Annotated in this window: 11 protein-coding genes and 4 tRNA genes; 13 read left to right on the top strand and 2 right to left on the bottom strand. The window is 38.0% G+C overall.

What is annotated here, in order from left to right:
* Positions 1 to 169: 169 nt before the first annotated feature.
* From pdsO to Q4489_RS12270, 3 genes are all read left to right on the top strand, one after another.
* Positions 170 to 955: a sortase-associated OmpA-like protein PdsO gene (gene pdsO, locus Q4489_RS12260; RefSeq protein WP_303480795.1), complete on the top strand. Its 786-nt coding sequence runs from the start codon at positions 170 to 172 to the stop codon at positions 953 to 955.
* A 174-nt stretch (positions 956 to 1,129) separates the two neighbouring features.
* Complete coding sequence (locus Q4489_RS12265; RefSeq protein ID WP_303480796.1) at positions 1,130 to 2,005, top strand: MBL fold metallo-hydrolase; 876 nt, start codon at positions 1,130 to 1,132, stop codon at positions 2,003 to 2,005.
* A gap of 44 nt (positions 2,006 to 2,049) precedes the next feature.
* Positions 2,050 to 2,745, top strand: coding sequence for a hypothetical protein (locus Q4489_RS12270; protein ID WP_303480797.1), 696 nt, complete (start codon positions 2,050 to 2,052; stop codon positions 2,743 to 2,745).
* A gap of 38 nt (positions 2,746 to 2,783) precedes the next feature.
* Here Q4489_RS12270 and dinG read toward each other — a convergent pair whose 3' ends face one another.
* Entirely contained in the window at positions 2,784 to 4,886 is a 2,103-nt protein-coding gene (gene dinG, locus Q4489_RS12275) for an ATP-dependent DNA helicase DinG (protein WP_303480798.1), read from the bottom strand.
* A 108-nt stretch (positions 4,887 to 4,994) separates the two neighbouring features.
* Between dinG and Q4489_RS12280 the strand changes: the two genes are divergently transcribed.
* A complete protein-coding gene (locus tag Q4489_RS12280) occupies positions 4,995 to 7,439 on the top strand; it encodes a DNA polymerase II (protein ID WP_368389604.1) in 2,445 nt (814 codons plus the stop codon).
* 134 nt (positions 7,440 to 7,573) lie between these two features.
* Positions 7,574 to 8,758: a cystathionine beta-lyase gene (locus tag Q4489_RS12285; protein ID WP_303480799.1), complete on the top strand. Its 1,185-nt coding sequence runs from the start codon at positions 7,574 to 7,576 to the stop codon at positions 8,756 to 8,758.
* 122 nt (positions 8,759 to 8,880) lie between these two features.
* Here the strand turns inward: Q4489_RS12285 and fabA are convergent, their stop codons facing one another.
* On the bottom strand, positions 8,881 to 9,396 hold the full coding sequence (fabA, locus tag Q4489_RS12290; protein ID WP_303480800.1) for a bifunctional 3-hydroxydecanoyl-ACP dehydratase/trans-2-decenoyl-ACP isomerase: 516 nt from the start codon (positions 9,394 to 9,396) through the stop codon (positions 8,881 to 8,883).
* Between the two features lie 183 nt (positions 9,397 to 9,579).
* On the opposite strand from fabA, the gene Q4489_RS12295 reads away from it, so the two are divergent.
* The 8 genes from Q4489_RS12295 to Q4489_RS12330 all read left to right on the top strand — a co-directional run bounded on the left by Q4489_RS12295 (position 9,580) and on the right by Q4489_RS12330 (position 13,818).
* Positions 9,580 to 9,828: a hypothetical protein gene (locus tag Q4489_RS12295; protein WP_074498051.1), complete on the top strand. Its 249-nt coding sequence runs from the start codon at positions 9,580 to 9,582 to the stop codon at positions 9,826 to 9,828.
* Positions 9,829 to 9,975: 147 nt separating this feature from the next.
* Positions 9,976 to 10,620, top strand: coding sequence for a UvrY/SirA/GacA family response regulator transcription factor (gene uvrY, locus Q4489_RS12300; protein WP_303480802.1), 645 nt, complete (start codon positions 9,976 to 9,978; stop codon positions 10,618 to 10,620).
* A gap of 6 nt (positions 10,621 to 10,626) precedes the next feature.
* Complete coding sequence (gene uvrC / locus Q4489_RS12305) at positions 10,627 to 12,468, top strand: excinuclease ABC subunit UvrC (protein ID WP_303480804.1); 1,842 nt, start codon at positions 10,627 to 10,629, stop codon at positions 12,466 to 12,468.
* Positions 12,469 to 12,556: 88 nt separating this feature from the next.
* The gene (pgsA, locus tag Q4489_RS12310; RefSeq protein ID WP_303480806.1) at positions 12,557 to 13,135 is read left to right on the top strand and encodes a CDP-diacylglycerol--glycerol-3-phosphate 3-phosphatidyltransferase; all 579 of its coding nucleotides are present in this window, start codon (positions 12,557 to 12,559) and stop codon (positions 13,133 to 13,135) included.
* 252 nt (positions 13,136 to 13,387) lie between these two features.
* Positions 13,388 to 13,463, top strand: a tRNA-Gly gene (locus tag Q4489_RS12315).
* A gap of 48 nt (positions 13,464 to 13,511) precedes the next feature.
* Positions 13,512 to 13,585: transfer RNA gene (locus Q4489_RS12320), tRNA-Cys, on the top strand.
* Between the two features lie 4 nt (positions 13,586 to 13,589).
* Positions 13,590 to 13,676, top strand: a tRNA-Leu gene (locus Q4489_RS12325).
* 66 nt (positions 13,677 to 13,742) lie between these two features.
* Positions 13,743 to 13,818: transfer RNA gene (locus tag Q4489_RS12330), tRNA-Gly, on the top strand.
* Positions 13,819 to 14,103 lie beyond the last annotated feature (285 nt).

Raw genomic sequence — 14,103 nt, forward strand, 5'->3', positions numbered from 1 at the left:
TGTGTGCACTATATAAAACTTTTTCGGTAAAATCGCGAAAAATTGTTAATTGCCATATTGTTGCCACATTTGATCGTCACATTGCCATGTTAGCTACGTTTAATTGCCTGATTCTTTTGGTTAAATAGTTTCATCGAAAAGATACTTAATGACTAAAACAGGAATGCTAATGAAAACTAACAACACAGTAAAAAAGAATGTCGTCATCGGTTTAACGCTAGGTGCTTTAATGGTTCCACAATCCTTTGCAGCAAGCACTAACGAAGAAGCAAAATTATTAACTCATGAAGAAGAAAAACAAAATGTGCATATTGGCTTTGGTTCAGGAGCCGTAATAGGTGCAATTGTCGCAGGGCCGTTAGGAGCAATTGTTTCAAGTGCCGTAGGCGCTTTTGCGGCTAAACACTATAACGCTAACGAACAGCGTGAGGGGCTAACGGTGAAATTGGATCAAACACAATCAGATTATCAGCAAGCGATGAAAAATTATCAACAAAAACTGCAAGAAGCTGAACAAGAGTATCAACAAGAGCTGATGGCAATGCAACAACAGCAACATAATGCTTCGCAACTTCAAGCGGAAAATTTATTAATGAGTATTCAATTCTCCACGGGTGAAAGCGCGTTAAAGCCGCATTATAAAAGTCAAATTGATGCATTAGCGAAATTATTAGCAATGTCTCCGACAATTAAAGTGGATTTATCAGGATACACCGATTTACAAGGCAGCGAATCGCGTAACAAAGCATTATCAATTGCACGTGTGAATGCCGTTAAAAAAGCATTAATAGATCGTGGGATAGCTGCAGAAAGGATTAATTTGTTTGCATTCGGAGAACAAGCTCCGGTGGTAGCCAGTAATGAAAATCAAGTGAGCTTTTATGATCGCCGTGTGGTGATAAAGCTTCAACAATCTCATGTTTCAGACACTAGCATTAAAACGGTCAGTAATTAAAGGAGGTGCAATTACAGTTTTATCAAGCTTAAACCAGAGTGCAATGCTCTGGTTTTTTTATGTATTGAACAGCCCAAGATAATCTCAGCCCTTTAATAAATGGATGTTGTGTAGATGTATTATAGTTGATAAGGTCTAGAGGCTAGTCTAATGCTAAAGGTGCATGATAAAAATATGAGTAAAAATAGTGTGAGTTGGTTATTGATCGGTTTTATTTTCTGCCAAAGCGTCACAACATTTGCTCATGATTTTTCAGAGTATAACAAAGACACGCGTGAATTTACGGTTAAAAAACACCAAATAGACAACAAGACTACAATTACCTATTTAGGCAATGAAGCGTTATTTATTGAATCAGGTAATGAAAAAATATTATTTGATCCTTTTTTTAGCCATGATTTTGGACTTTATCAACAAGTGCCAGAACATTTAATAACGGCAATTATGCACAACCAGCCACCGTTTAACGATATTAGCGCAATTTTTATAAGTCATGCCCATCGAGATCATTTTGACGCAGACATGATGATAAAGTATCTAGCGGCTAATACTCATGTTTCACTTTTTGCCGCTAATCAGGCAATAAAACAAATTGAACAGCGAACGAATCAAACAACAAATATTAAAGCTGAACAACTGCATACTATTGATTTAACCTTTAACAGTGAACCATGGGAGTATAACGGAAAATACCTAACGGTTGATGCGGTGAGGATCCCTCATGCTGGTTGGCCGGCAAGAGCAGATGTAGAAAATTTAGTGTTTAGAGTGACGTTTAATAATGATAATACCATTATGCATATGGGAGATGCAGACCCTGACATAACACATTATTTACCCTACAAATTGCATTGGTCTAAAACTCGTGTAAATGTGAATTTTCCACCTTATTGGTTTTTTATGTCAGCTCAAGGGCGCGATATTTTGTTTAATGTATTAAATGCTGATAAACATATAGGTATTCACGTTCCTAAAATCCCGCCGAAACGACTTGATCAGTACACAAAAGATTATTTTTTAACTCCCCTAAGTAAGCATGTTATAAAGTAGCGTCTATACTTAATAGCAACACGGAAGTAACGGGAGCCGCAAGAATGCGATGTTTTTACACCTTGTTTATCATGCTTTTAATGTTTTGCCAATCAAGTGTTTTTGCAGAGCAAACCTCAATGAAAATCAGCGTTGTTAATGACTCTCCGGTAGTGCTTTGGTATAAGAATTATGTAGAGCATGCATATAACCATTTAGATTTTCGCATTACTTTTATGCAATTACCTTCAGGAAGAGGAGCAATTGAAGCCAATAAAGGCAATATTGATGCATTAACAATACGTACTTCTTTGGTAGAGCATGCTATTCCTGAATTTATTCGTGTACCTATTGTTTTAGCCTCAGGTAAATTAATGTTATTTTGCCAAATTGATGTTATCTGTGATCCAACTATCGTTAATCAAAAAAGAAAAACCATAGGTACAATCGCTGGAGTGAATGTGACTAAAGTCTTTATGGCCGATAAAAAAGCGAATATTTATGAAGTTGCATCAGCGGGAAAAGTAGCTGAAATGTTTATGCGTAAACGCCTTGATTATCTATTAACAATAACATCAGAAGATTTCGGTAATTATGTTGATCTGCCTGAATATCAATATCAAACAGCTGAGTTAACAACGCTTAAAGGTTATCATTATTTACATAAAAGACATCAAGCTCTGTTGCCTGACATAGAGAGAGCGTTAGCCTTAGCAATTGAAGATATAGGGCCATATCCAAAGAGTTCGATCAGCAGATAAGTTTGTTTTACTTGCGGCAAATTTAGCTTATTTAATAATTAACCTCGTTTATAAGGCGGTAAGGCATTGAGAAGATCTTGCCCGTAACGTTTGGTTTTTAATCGTTTGTCTAAAATGGTAATAATACCCGTGTCTTTTTCATTTCTTAACAACCTGCCTGTCGCTTGTATTAACTTTTTGCTCGCTTCGGGGACACTAATCGACATAAATGGGTTTCCACCTTTCGCGCTAACATATTCAGCGTGAGCTTCTTCCACCGGGCTTGTTGGTACAGAAAAGGGGAGTTTAGTGATAATTAAATTTGTAAGATATTTTCCTGGTAAATCAAGCCCTTCTGAAAAGCTTTGTGTGCCAAAAACAATACTGTTTTCATTGTTATCACAGTGTTTTTTGTGACTTTCTATTATGTGTTGTCTTGATTGCTCACCTTGAACCAAAATAGACAATGTATTTTTTTCACGCAGCGCTTTAGCAACCGTTTCCATCTGCCAGTATGAGGAAAATAACACTAGGGTTGCTTCACCTTGGGCAATAAGTTTAGGTAGTCTTCTAATTAATTCATCGCTAAACCGTTCATCACTTGGCTCGTATTCCGTATCAATAATATTTAATTGTGCACATTGTTGATAATTAAAAGGCGAGTCAACTTTTTGATATTGGGTACCATCAGTATTACTCAAGCCGACTTGTCGGCGGAAATGATCAAATGAATTTAGCGCCATTATTGTAGCAGAGCAAAGTACAGCTCCTTCACATTTAGACCATAACTTATCTTCCAAGGTAAAACCGACTTCAATAGGAGATGCTGCCAATAAGTAATCAAGTTTTTTATGTTCGGTGAGTTCACACCAACGGGCAACCGGTGCGGCTTTCTCACTATCAACCTTTGCATACATGGCCCATAATGCATGAAAATTTTCCAGTCGTTGATTTAAAAAGCCATATTCAGATAATAAAGGTTCTGCCAAATAACTCGCTACTTCACCGTCTTTCACCGCTTCCATTAAAAGAAAATACAGTTTATTCGCGTGGTTTAAACATTTTTTACTAAGTTCTTCTAAATCTTCTGCGGGTTGTTTTATGGCTTTAGGTAACACTCCATGTTCGAAACGGTAAACGGTACTGTCTTTGTCTGTTGAAAACTTAGTACGCTTATTAGGGGCAAAATAGATGCTTTTGTTAGCATCAATGAAGGTGAGGACTTTTTGCAAATCAGTGAGTAGATCTGTGCAGTCATCTGCTAATTTTAATGACGGTGAAATAGCACTTTGAGATTTGATTAATTTCGCCATTTTATCCGCTAGCTCTTTGAGTTTATCTAGCCATTCTGTTGCACCCTTTATGGCAATGGCAGCACTGGCGTGATCACGGGTTATTTTTGGTAGATGGTGCGCTTCGTCAATTATGTAAAAAGTATCTTCTGGGTCTGGTAAAATTTTACCACCGCCCATTTCTAGATCTGCCAAAAGCAAGCTATGATTTATCACTAACACATCGCTATTATCCATCGTTTCTCGTGCTTTATGGAACGGACAATGGGTATGATCCGCTACATTACGTAAACAGCTGTATTTATCAGATTGAATAAGTTGCCAAATATGATGTGGAATAGGGTCTGCCCATGAGTCTCTGTCGCCTTGCCATCGATTTTCTTTTAAAGCGCTATGTAATTGCTTTAACAACGTTAAATCTCGTTCAGAGGGCTTTTCAGCAAAGGTAAAACCAGGCTGTGGCGAATCTTGGACGCTAACTGCAGCGGTTAATTTTTGTCGACAAACATAGCGTTGTCGGCCTTTAACTAAAGTGAATGAAAAATCAATTCCGCTATGTTGCTTTAAAAAAGGTAAGTCTTTTTCCACTAATTGCTCTTGTAAAGCAACGGTTGCTGTTGAAATACACACCTTTTTGTCTTTAGCTTTTGCCAGTGGAATAGCGCCTAAAGAATAAGCAAGTGATTTTCCTGTACCTGTGCCTGCTTCTATCGCAATTAATTTACGATCTTTACTGTATTCACCGGCAAGTGTTTTTGCTATTTCTGCAATTAAAAAGGTTTGTTGTTTTCTAGGGTTGAAATTCTCTAGGTTTTCACCGAATGCTTTGTAAGCCGTTCGAATTGCTTGTTTTATATTATCGGAAAGCATAGAAAGCTTTAACTCCCTGAGACGGTTTATTCTAGCGTCAATTTAATTTACAATGCTGTATATATTACCAGTTCGCTGGTGCGATTGATAACACTTTAAGGATTTTATTTGCTGCAATCGTATAAAACTATTAAAGGCTTTATTTTGACGAGGCAGGCTTACGACAGTCAAGCTGGTATCGTTTTATCCTATTGGGTAAAAAGTAAAGATGGCGCTAGCTGTATCAATATTTATGATGAACAGGCGTTATTTTTTATCGAAAATGAAAACGTTGATAAGTCTCTTGCGCTGCTCAAAGCGGCTGCAATAACAGTTGATAAAGTTACCCCGTTATCATTAAAAACCTTTCAACAGCAACAAGTCACGGGTTTCTACTTCAATTCCATGCAGCACTTTTATCGCGCCCGTGAGGTGCTGTTAAATCACGATATTAAACGTTATGAAGATGATATTAGGCCAGATGAACGGTATTTGATGGAACGTTTTATTACGGCTAATGTAGCGTTCATATGTCAATCACCAATCGATGAACAGCCCAGTAACCCTCCTGTATTTACTGGTGTTAAAGCGAGATCATTAGTTGAAGATAAATTACGTTTTCCTGTGTCGTTTTCTGTAGTTTCGTTAGATATTGAATGTACGTTAAAAGGTGAATTATTTTCTATAGGGCTTTATTTAGCGTCTGATCAGCAAGAATCAATTAAAACAGTACTGATGATCGGTGAAAATACCGGTTGTAATTCTAATAAACTCTCTACAGATGAAGCTAATGAAATCTACCCGCACATTGTATGGTTTGCAAATGAAAAGTCGTTACTTCAAGCACTTATCCGCTGGTTTCATGAATATGATCCCGATATTGTTATTGGTTGGAATGTTATTAATTTTGATTTTCAAACTTTACAACAACGATTCGATTTATATCGATTAAGCTTTTCAATTGGACGAGATGGTAAACAACCACGATGGAGAAAAAATCGCGTAAGTGAACAGCTTTTTATTGATATTAATGGTCGTGTGATCATAGACGGAATCGATTTACTAAGAACGGCAACGTATTCTTTTAGTAGTTTTTCATTAGATTCCGTGGCAACAGAGTTACTCGGTGTTGGAAAAAAAGTTGAAGATGTTGAAAATCGAGTGGCTGAAATCATAGATAATTTTCATCATGATAAACTAGCCTTAGCAGCCTACAACTTACAAGATTGTGCATTGGTGTTACGGATATTTGAACGCACTAACTTATTGTCGTTTGCCAAATTACGCGCTGAATTAACTGGCTTGTCAATTGACAGAATAGGTGGTTCAGTTGCTGCTTTTACTAATCTTTATTTGCCTAAGTTACATCGTGCTGGCTATATCGCACCTAATTTAGGTGATGGTATGAAAGGGTTAGTGTCGCCAGGTGGTTTTGTTATGGATTCAATTCCGGGGTTGTATAAAAACGTATTGGTTCTCGATTTTAAAAGCCTGTATCCCAGCATCATACGTACCTTCAATATTGACCCTATGGGGATGGTTGAAGGATTGCTCGATACTGATCATAGTATTGAAGGTTTTGACGGTGCATATTTTTCTCGAGAAAAGCACTTTTTGCCCGATATAATCGAAGAGTTATGGTCTGAACGTGATAAAGCAAAAGCTGAACACAATGATGCTCTTTCACAAGCGATCAAAATTATTATGAATTCCTTTTACGGTATATTAGGTTCAACGGGCTGTCGATTTTTTGATCCTCGACTTGCAAGCTCTATCACTAAACGTGGGCATGAACTGCTAAAAACCACGAAGTTATGGATTGAACAGCAGGGATTTCAAGTGATATACGGTGATACAGACTCTATTTTTGTTAGTGTACCAGACGAACTTGATCAAGCTGCTTGTAAAATGAAAGGTGATGAACTTGCTGTTTTGATCAATCAACGTTGGCAAGAAGAGCTAATCCGTAAATACAAGATAACCAGCCAATTAGAAATTGAATTTGAAACACACTTTATCAAATTTTTTATGCCGACAATTAGAGGCCAGGAAGTGGGCACTAAAAAGCGATATGCTGGCATTGTGAATAAAGATGGCATTGAAAGTATTATTTTTAAAGGATTAGAAAGTGTACGTTCTGATTGGACTCAACTTGCTAAACAGTTTCAACAATCGTTGTATCGTAAAGTATTCAACGACGAGCCTGTTATCGACTATGTTCAGAGTATTGTTCAACAAACCTTAAAGGGTGAGCTGGATCATTTATTGGTATATCGTAAACGTATTCGTCGAAAATTACATCTGTATGTAAAAAATGTTCCACCGCACATAAAAGCAGCACGTGCGGCCGATGAGCTAAATAGGAAACAGGGTAGAGCATTACGATTTCAAAATAAAGGCTGGGTTGAATATGTATTAACCACATCAGGGCCACAAGTCGTTGGCTATGTAAATGCTCCCATGGACTATCAGTTGTATATTGATCGTCAATTAGCGGCGGTTGCCGATGCTATTTTACCGTTCATCGGAGAGTCTTTCGAGCAAATAGTGGCTCCTCAACAATCGCTCTTTTGAATGTGTATTTTTTTACCATAGATTGCTAATGATTAACTAATAACAGAACTAACTGAAAAATAACGTGCGTTTCAACTCAATAACCAGTATGTTGTGTTTAGATGGCTAGATAGCTAAAAAGAAAAGTGAGTAATATGAAGAAACAGACCAAAATTATTAATGCGGGTCGTAGCAGCAAATGGACACGTGGTGTAGTAAACCCACCCGTTGAACGCGCTTCTACGGTGGTGTTTGACTCTGTAAAGCAGATGAAGCAAGCAGCGGCTAATCGCGGTAATCAAACATTATTCTATGGACGCCGAGGCACATCAACCGCGTTTGCTTTTCAAGACGCGATGGTTGAGCTTGAAGGTGGAGCAGGCTGTGCACTTTATCCTTCGGGAACCGCTGCAATCACTAATGCGATACTTGCCTTTGTTTCAGCAGGTGACCACATTTTAATGGTTGATACCACTTATGAACCAACTCGTGATTTTTGTGAAAACGTATTAGCAAAGTTTGGCGTTGAAACAACATATTACGATCCGTTAATTGGCGCTGGCATTGAAGCACTTATAAAAGAAAATACGCGTTTAATATTCTTGGAATCACCTGGTTCAATAACCATGGAAGTTCAAGATGTACCAAGTATTGCTAAAGTGGCTCATCAGCATGACTGTATTGTTATGTTAGATAATACATGGTCTGCGGGCATATTTTTTGATCCATTTGCACATGGCGTTGATATTTCTATTCAAGCGGCTACTAAATATATCGTTGGTCATTCAGATGTGATGTTAGGAACTGCAGTTGCTAGCGAGAAATATTGGCCTCAACTTCGTGAAAACAGCTATTTAATGGGGCAATGTACTTCACCTGATGATTTATATTTAGCTTTACGGGGTATACGTACTTTAGGTGTTAGGTTAAAGCAACACCAAGAGAATGCTTTAAAAGTTGCCCATTGGTTAGCTGCACGTGAAGAAGTTGATACGGTGTTACACCCTTGCTTTGAATCATGCCCGGGACATGAAATTTTTAAACGAGATTTTACAGGATCAAACGGTTTATTTTCATTTGTGTTAAACATTGGAGATATGGCTGCCATGAACGAATTTTTAGATGGTATGCAGCATTTTAAAATGGGCTTTTCATGGGGGGGCTTCGAAAGCTTAATTCTAGCGAATAATGTTGAACGCCTTAGAACAGCGACAAAAGTCGCTTATCAAAAGCCTATAATTCGTGTGCACATTGGTTTAGAAGATCCTGATGATTTAATTGAAGATCTTGAAAAGGGCTTTGAACGGTTAATTACTTCGTTAAACTCGAGAAATAGCTAGGTTAGAATTTACCCTGCATTAAATAAGAAAAGGCCAAGTGATAATACTTGGCCTTAATATTTCGTATTACTCTAACGCTTACCGCAGTATATTTTTAACGTTAGCGATTGTTAAACGGTTACTTAGAAAGCAGAAGTGTCTGCGAATAAACCTACTTTCAAATCTTTAGCCGTGTAAATTTCTTTACCATCAACAAAAACACTTCCGTCAGCAATACCCATAAAGAGTTTACGTTTAATAACGCGCTTTAGGTTAATTTTATAAGTCACTTTTTTAGCAGTTGGTAATATTTGGCCAGTAAACTTCACTTCACCGACACCTAAAGCACGGCCACGACCAGGACCACCTGACCAAGCAAGATGAAAACCAACAAGCTGCCACATAGCATCTAAACCTAAACAACCAGGCATTACCGGGTCACCTTTGAAGTGACAGTCAAAAAACCAAAGGTCAGGAGTAATATCAAGTTCTGCGATGATTTCACCTTTACCGTATAACCCACCTTCATCTGTGATTAATTTGATTCGATCCATCATTAACATGTTATCAGCAGGTAATTTACTATTCCCTTCACCGAAAAAGTCTGTTGTACCCGCTAAAACGAGTTCTTCTTTAGTATATGAGTTTTGTTGTGCCATTAGCTTTTCAATGTGTTGGTCTAAATTTCAAAGGCGCTACTTTAGCGAACACTTGTACACTAAACAACTCTGAACAGTTAAATTTTTAATTATTTGTTTGTGTAAATGTGGTTCTACAGTTAAAATTCGGTAACGCATAACCGATTTTTGGTTAATATATATTAAGCTAACAAGTTGAATAATATGAAAAAAGAACCTTTATCTAACGCAGAAAAACAAAAGCGGTATCGCGAACGTCAAAAAGAGCGAGGAAAACAAGAAATACGTGGATACATGACGCAAGAAGCAAAAGAATGCTATCAGTTAATCACAGAACAAACAGGTTGGAATGATAGTATCATTATGAGTAATGCTATTCGTTTGACGTATGCGGCATATAAAAATGGTCAAATTGCATTACTTAATAGTTGGTTGAAAAAAAATAATTTATAACCCACGTACTCGGCTATAATTGACCAATAAGTTAAATAAAATACGCTAGAGTGCTATTTTTTCCGTTGTGTTGGTTTGGCTTTCGCTATATTCTTAACGGGCTTTAACATACACAATTATTATTAATATGAGTAAGGTATTTGTCTTTTGATTAACGTTTTATTAGTAGATGATCACGAATTAGTACGCACAGGTATTAGAAGAATACTTGATGACGTAAAGGGTCTGAAAGTTGTAGGCGAGTGTCAAACAGGTGAAGAAGCTGTTGCTTTTTGCCGCAAGGATGAGCCAAACGTTGTGTTAATGGACATGAATATGCCTGGTATTGGTGGTTTAGAAGCGACAAAGAAAATAATTCGCTATGCACCAGATGTTAAAGTGATCGTGTTAACGGTGTATTGTGAAGATCCTATTCCTACAAAAGTGATGCAAATAGGTGCCGCAGGTTACTTAACAAAAGGCGCTGGCTCAGATGAAATGGTAAACGCCATTAGAGCTGTGAACAGTGGTCAACGATACCTCACACCAGCAATTGCGCAGCAAATGGCACTAAATCAGTTTAAATCACCTGATGAAAACCCATTTAATGTATTATCTGAACGTGAACTTCAAATTATGCTGATGATCACGAGAGGTGAAAAAGTACCTGATATTTCAGAGCAGCTAATTTTAAGTACTAAAACGATTAACAGCTATCGGTATCGTATGTTTGAAAAGTTAAAGGTTAGTAATGATGTTGAACTTACTCACCTTGCTATTAGGCATGGAATGTTAAAAACCGAAACGCTTTAATTTGTTTTGTCTCAAGAACAACTAACCACATTTGAACATAAAGCTTTCCTTGCCTCGGTAACTGAGCAGCCAGGCGTTTATCGTATGTATGATGATAAACGTACGGTCATTTACGTTGGTAAAGCGAAACAACTTAAAAAGCGACTTTCCAGTTACTTTAGAAAAGATGTAGGTAGTAATAAAACGCGTGCTTTAGTGAAACAAATTGCTGCGATCGATGTGACCGTCACCAATACGGAAGCTGAAGCGTTAATTTTAGAAAATAATTACATTAAGAAGTACCTTCCTAAATACAATATTTTATTAAGAGATGACAAGTCTTATCCTTATTTATTAATTACTGATCATAAGCATCCAAAACTTGGATTGCACCGCGGTGGTAAAAAAGTAAAAGGAGATTACTTTGGCCCGTATCCAAGCGCAGGTGCAGTATGGGAAAGCTTACGTTTAATGCAGAAGTTGTTTCCTATACGCCAGTGTGAAGATAGCTATTATCGTGCTCGTAGTCGGCCTTGTTTGCAATACCAATTAGGCAGGTGCTCCGCGCCATGTGTCGATAAAATTAGCGAGTCTGACTACCAAGAACAAGTGAATTTGGCAAAGTTGTTTTTACGCGGGAAAAGTTCTGATGTCATCGCAGATTTGGTCGACAAAATGGAACATGCAAGTACTGAATTAGCATTTGAAAAAGCAGCGCGTTTTAGAGATCAAATTTCTACATTGAGAAAAGTACAGCAGCAACAATTTGTTAGTGGTATTGCGGCTGAATTGGATGTAATAGGCTATTATCGTCATCATTCTCAAGTGTGTATTCACTTATTATTTATACGTGATCATAAAATTTTAGGTAGTAAAAGCTATTTCCCAACCGTACCTTCTGATACTGATGACCAAGAAGTTTTAGAAGCGTTTATTCAACAACATTATTTTGGTAACTCTCTAGAAACAGGTAATACACCTAAAGAAGTTGTGGTGCCTTTTAAAATAGAAAATAGTCAACACTTAGCTGCATTATTAACGCAACAAGCAGGGTTTGATGTGAAAATGTCTTACCGAGTTAAATCTGAACGTGCGCAATACATTAAGCTTGCAAACACTAACGCACAAATTGCTTTGCAAAGTAAAAATGCTCATAAAGAATCAATGCAAAGTCGATTTGATGCATTAAATGAAGTCTTTGAAATGGGGAATGGTATTCAACGTATTGAATGTTTTGATATCAGTCATACTATGGGACAGCAAACTATTGCTTCTAATGTAGTCTTCAATAGAGAAGGGCCGCTAAAAAGCGATTATCGCAGATACAATGTTGTTGGCATAACCCCCGGTGATGACTATGCAGCAATGGCTTTTGCGTTAAATAAACGTTATGGAAAACTGACGAACGAAGATAATTTACCAGATATTGTGTTTATTGATGGTGGTAAAGGTCAACTGGCTAAAGCAGAACAGTTTTTTGCTGAACTGAGCTTAAATAATACGCCTTTATTAGTTGGGGTTGCCAAGGGTGAGTCTAGAAAACCGGGGTTAGAAACACTTATATTAGCAGGTACGCACCAATTAATCTCATTGCCTGGCACTTCACCCGCGTTGCACCTTGTACAGCATATTCGCGATGAATCGCATCGATTTGCTATTGCAGGACATCGTGCTAAAAGACAAAAAGCCAGTAAAAAGTCTACATTAGAAACAATACCAGGAATAGGTGCTAAAAAACGGCAGGCACTATTGAAGTTTCTTGGTGGTTTGCAAGAAGTACAGGCCGCGGATAAAAATGCCTTAGCTAAAGTACCTGGGATCAGTAAGTCACTTGCTGAAACTATTTATAATGCTTTACATGACAATTAACCCCAGTTGTGTAAAATGTCTGAAACGATTTTGTTCGTAGACTTTTGACAGCTACGTTAATCGATATACTAATGAGCCTAGAAGTAATATGTGGACCATCCCAAACCAAATTACATTATTTAGAATTACCTTAATTCCAGTTTTTATTATTGTTTTTTACTTACCTATCTCTTGGAGTCATTTTGGTGCGTTTGCTATTTTCTGGTTAGCGGCAGTAAGTGATGCACTTGATGGATACTTAGCACGTAGATTAAATCAATCTTCGGCCTTTGGTGCATTTATAGACCCTGTCGCTGATAAGCTGATGGTTGCAGCTGCATTAATCATGATCGCGGCTGATTTTGAAGTCTGGTACGTTGCAGTGCCAGCAATGATTATGATTTCCAGAGAAATATTCATTAGCGCCTTACGGGAGTTTATGTCTTCAAAAGGTAAACGAGATATTGTTGCCGTCTCTACCTTAGGCAAATATAAAACAGCGGCACAAATGTTGGGGGTGATGGGGCTAATTTGGCAACCCAATTATGACATACCATTAATATTCTTTAATTTTCCGCATGAAATTTTAATGTTCGCAGCTTATGCTTTTTATTATATCGCGACGGTTCTTACTGTTATTACAATGGTGAGCTATTTTAAAGCTGCTTGGCCAGTGTTAAAGCATTAAAATAATCATAAATTTAGTAAAAAATCGACAGATCAGTCGGTTTTTAACCAGTTGAATTAAAATTGATATTAAATTGTTGACTCACATAATTTTCTATGTAGAATGCTCCTCCAGTTGACAGGGAGTCAGCGAAATGAAGCGGCTGTAGCTTAATTGGTAGCACATTGTTTTCAATGTGAATGTCACTAAGGTGCAGAGAGTAAGTATCGATACTTACTCACGCGACTCTTTAAATAGAGTGTTTGATATGAAGCGGCTGTAGCTCAGTTGGTAGAGCATCACGTTGCCAACGTGAATGTCACGAGTTCGAGTCTCGTTAGCCGCTCCAATTATAATAAGGAAGTTAAATTTGACTACCCAACGTGGTTGATGAAACGGCGGGTTGGCAGAGTGGCTATGCAGCGGATTGCAAATCCGTGGACCTCGGTTCGACTCCGGGACCCGCCTCCACTTTGCCCGGGTGGTGGAATTGGTAGACACAAGGGATTTAAAATCCCTCGCTGGTAACAGCGTGCCGGTTCAAGTCCGGCCCCGGGTACCATTTCATCCTACGTCAGTAGTTGAATTATAAAAAAGCTTGCGCTATTATGCGCGGCGCTTAAATAAAGCGGCTGTAGCTCAGTTGGTAGAGCATCACGTTGCCAACGTGAATGTCACGAGTTCGAGTCTCGTTAGCCGCTCCAATTTAATACTGTTAAGTGAGTCTCGTTACTTGCTAACGCTACTCTTGAAATAGAGTGAATAATATGAAGCGGCTGTAGCTCAGTTGGTAGAGCATCACGTTGCCAACGTGAATGTCACTCAGGTACAGAGAGTGAGTCTCGTTACTTGCTAACGCTACTCTTGAAATAGAGTAAATAATATGAAGCGGCTGTAGCTCAGTTGGTGGCGCATTGTTTTCAATGTGAATGTCACTCAGGTACAGAGAGTGAGTCTCGTTACTTGCTGACGCTACTCTTGAAATAGAG

It is taken from the genome of Thalassotalea sp. 1_MG-2023, assembly GCF_030546745.1.
GTDB lineage: Bacteria > Pseudomonadota > Gammaproteobacteria > Enterobacterales > Alteromonadaceae > Thalassotalea_C.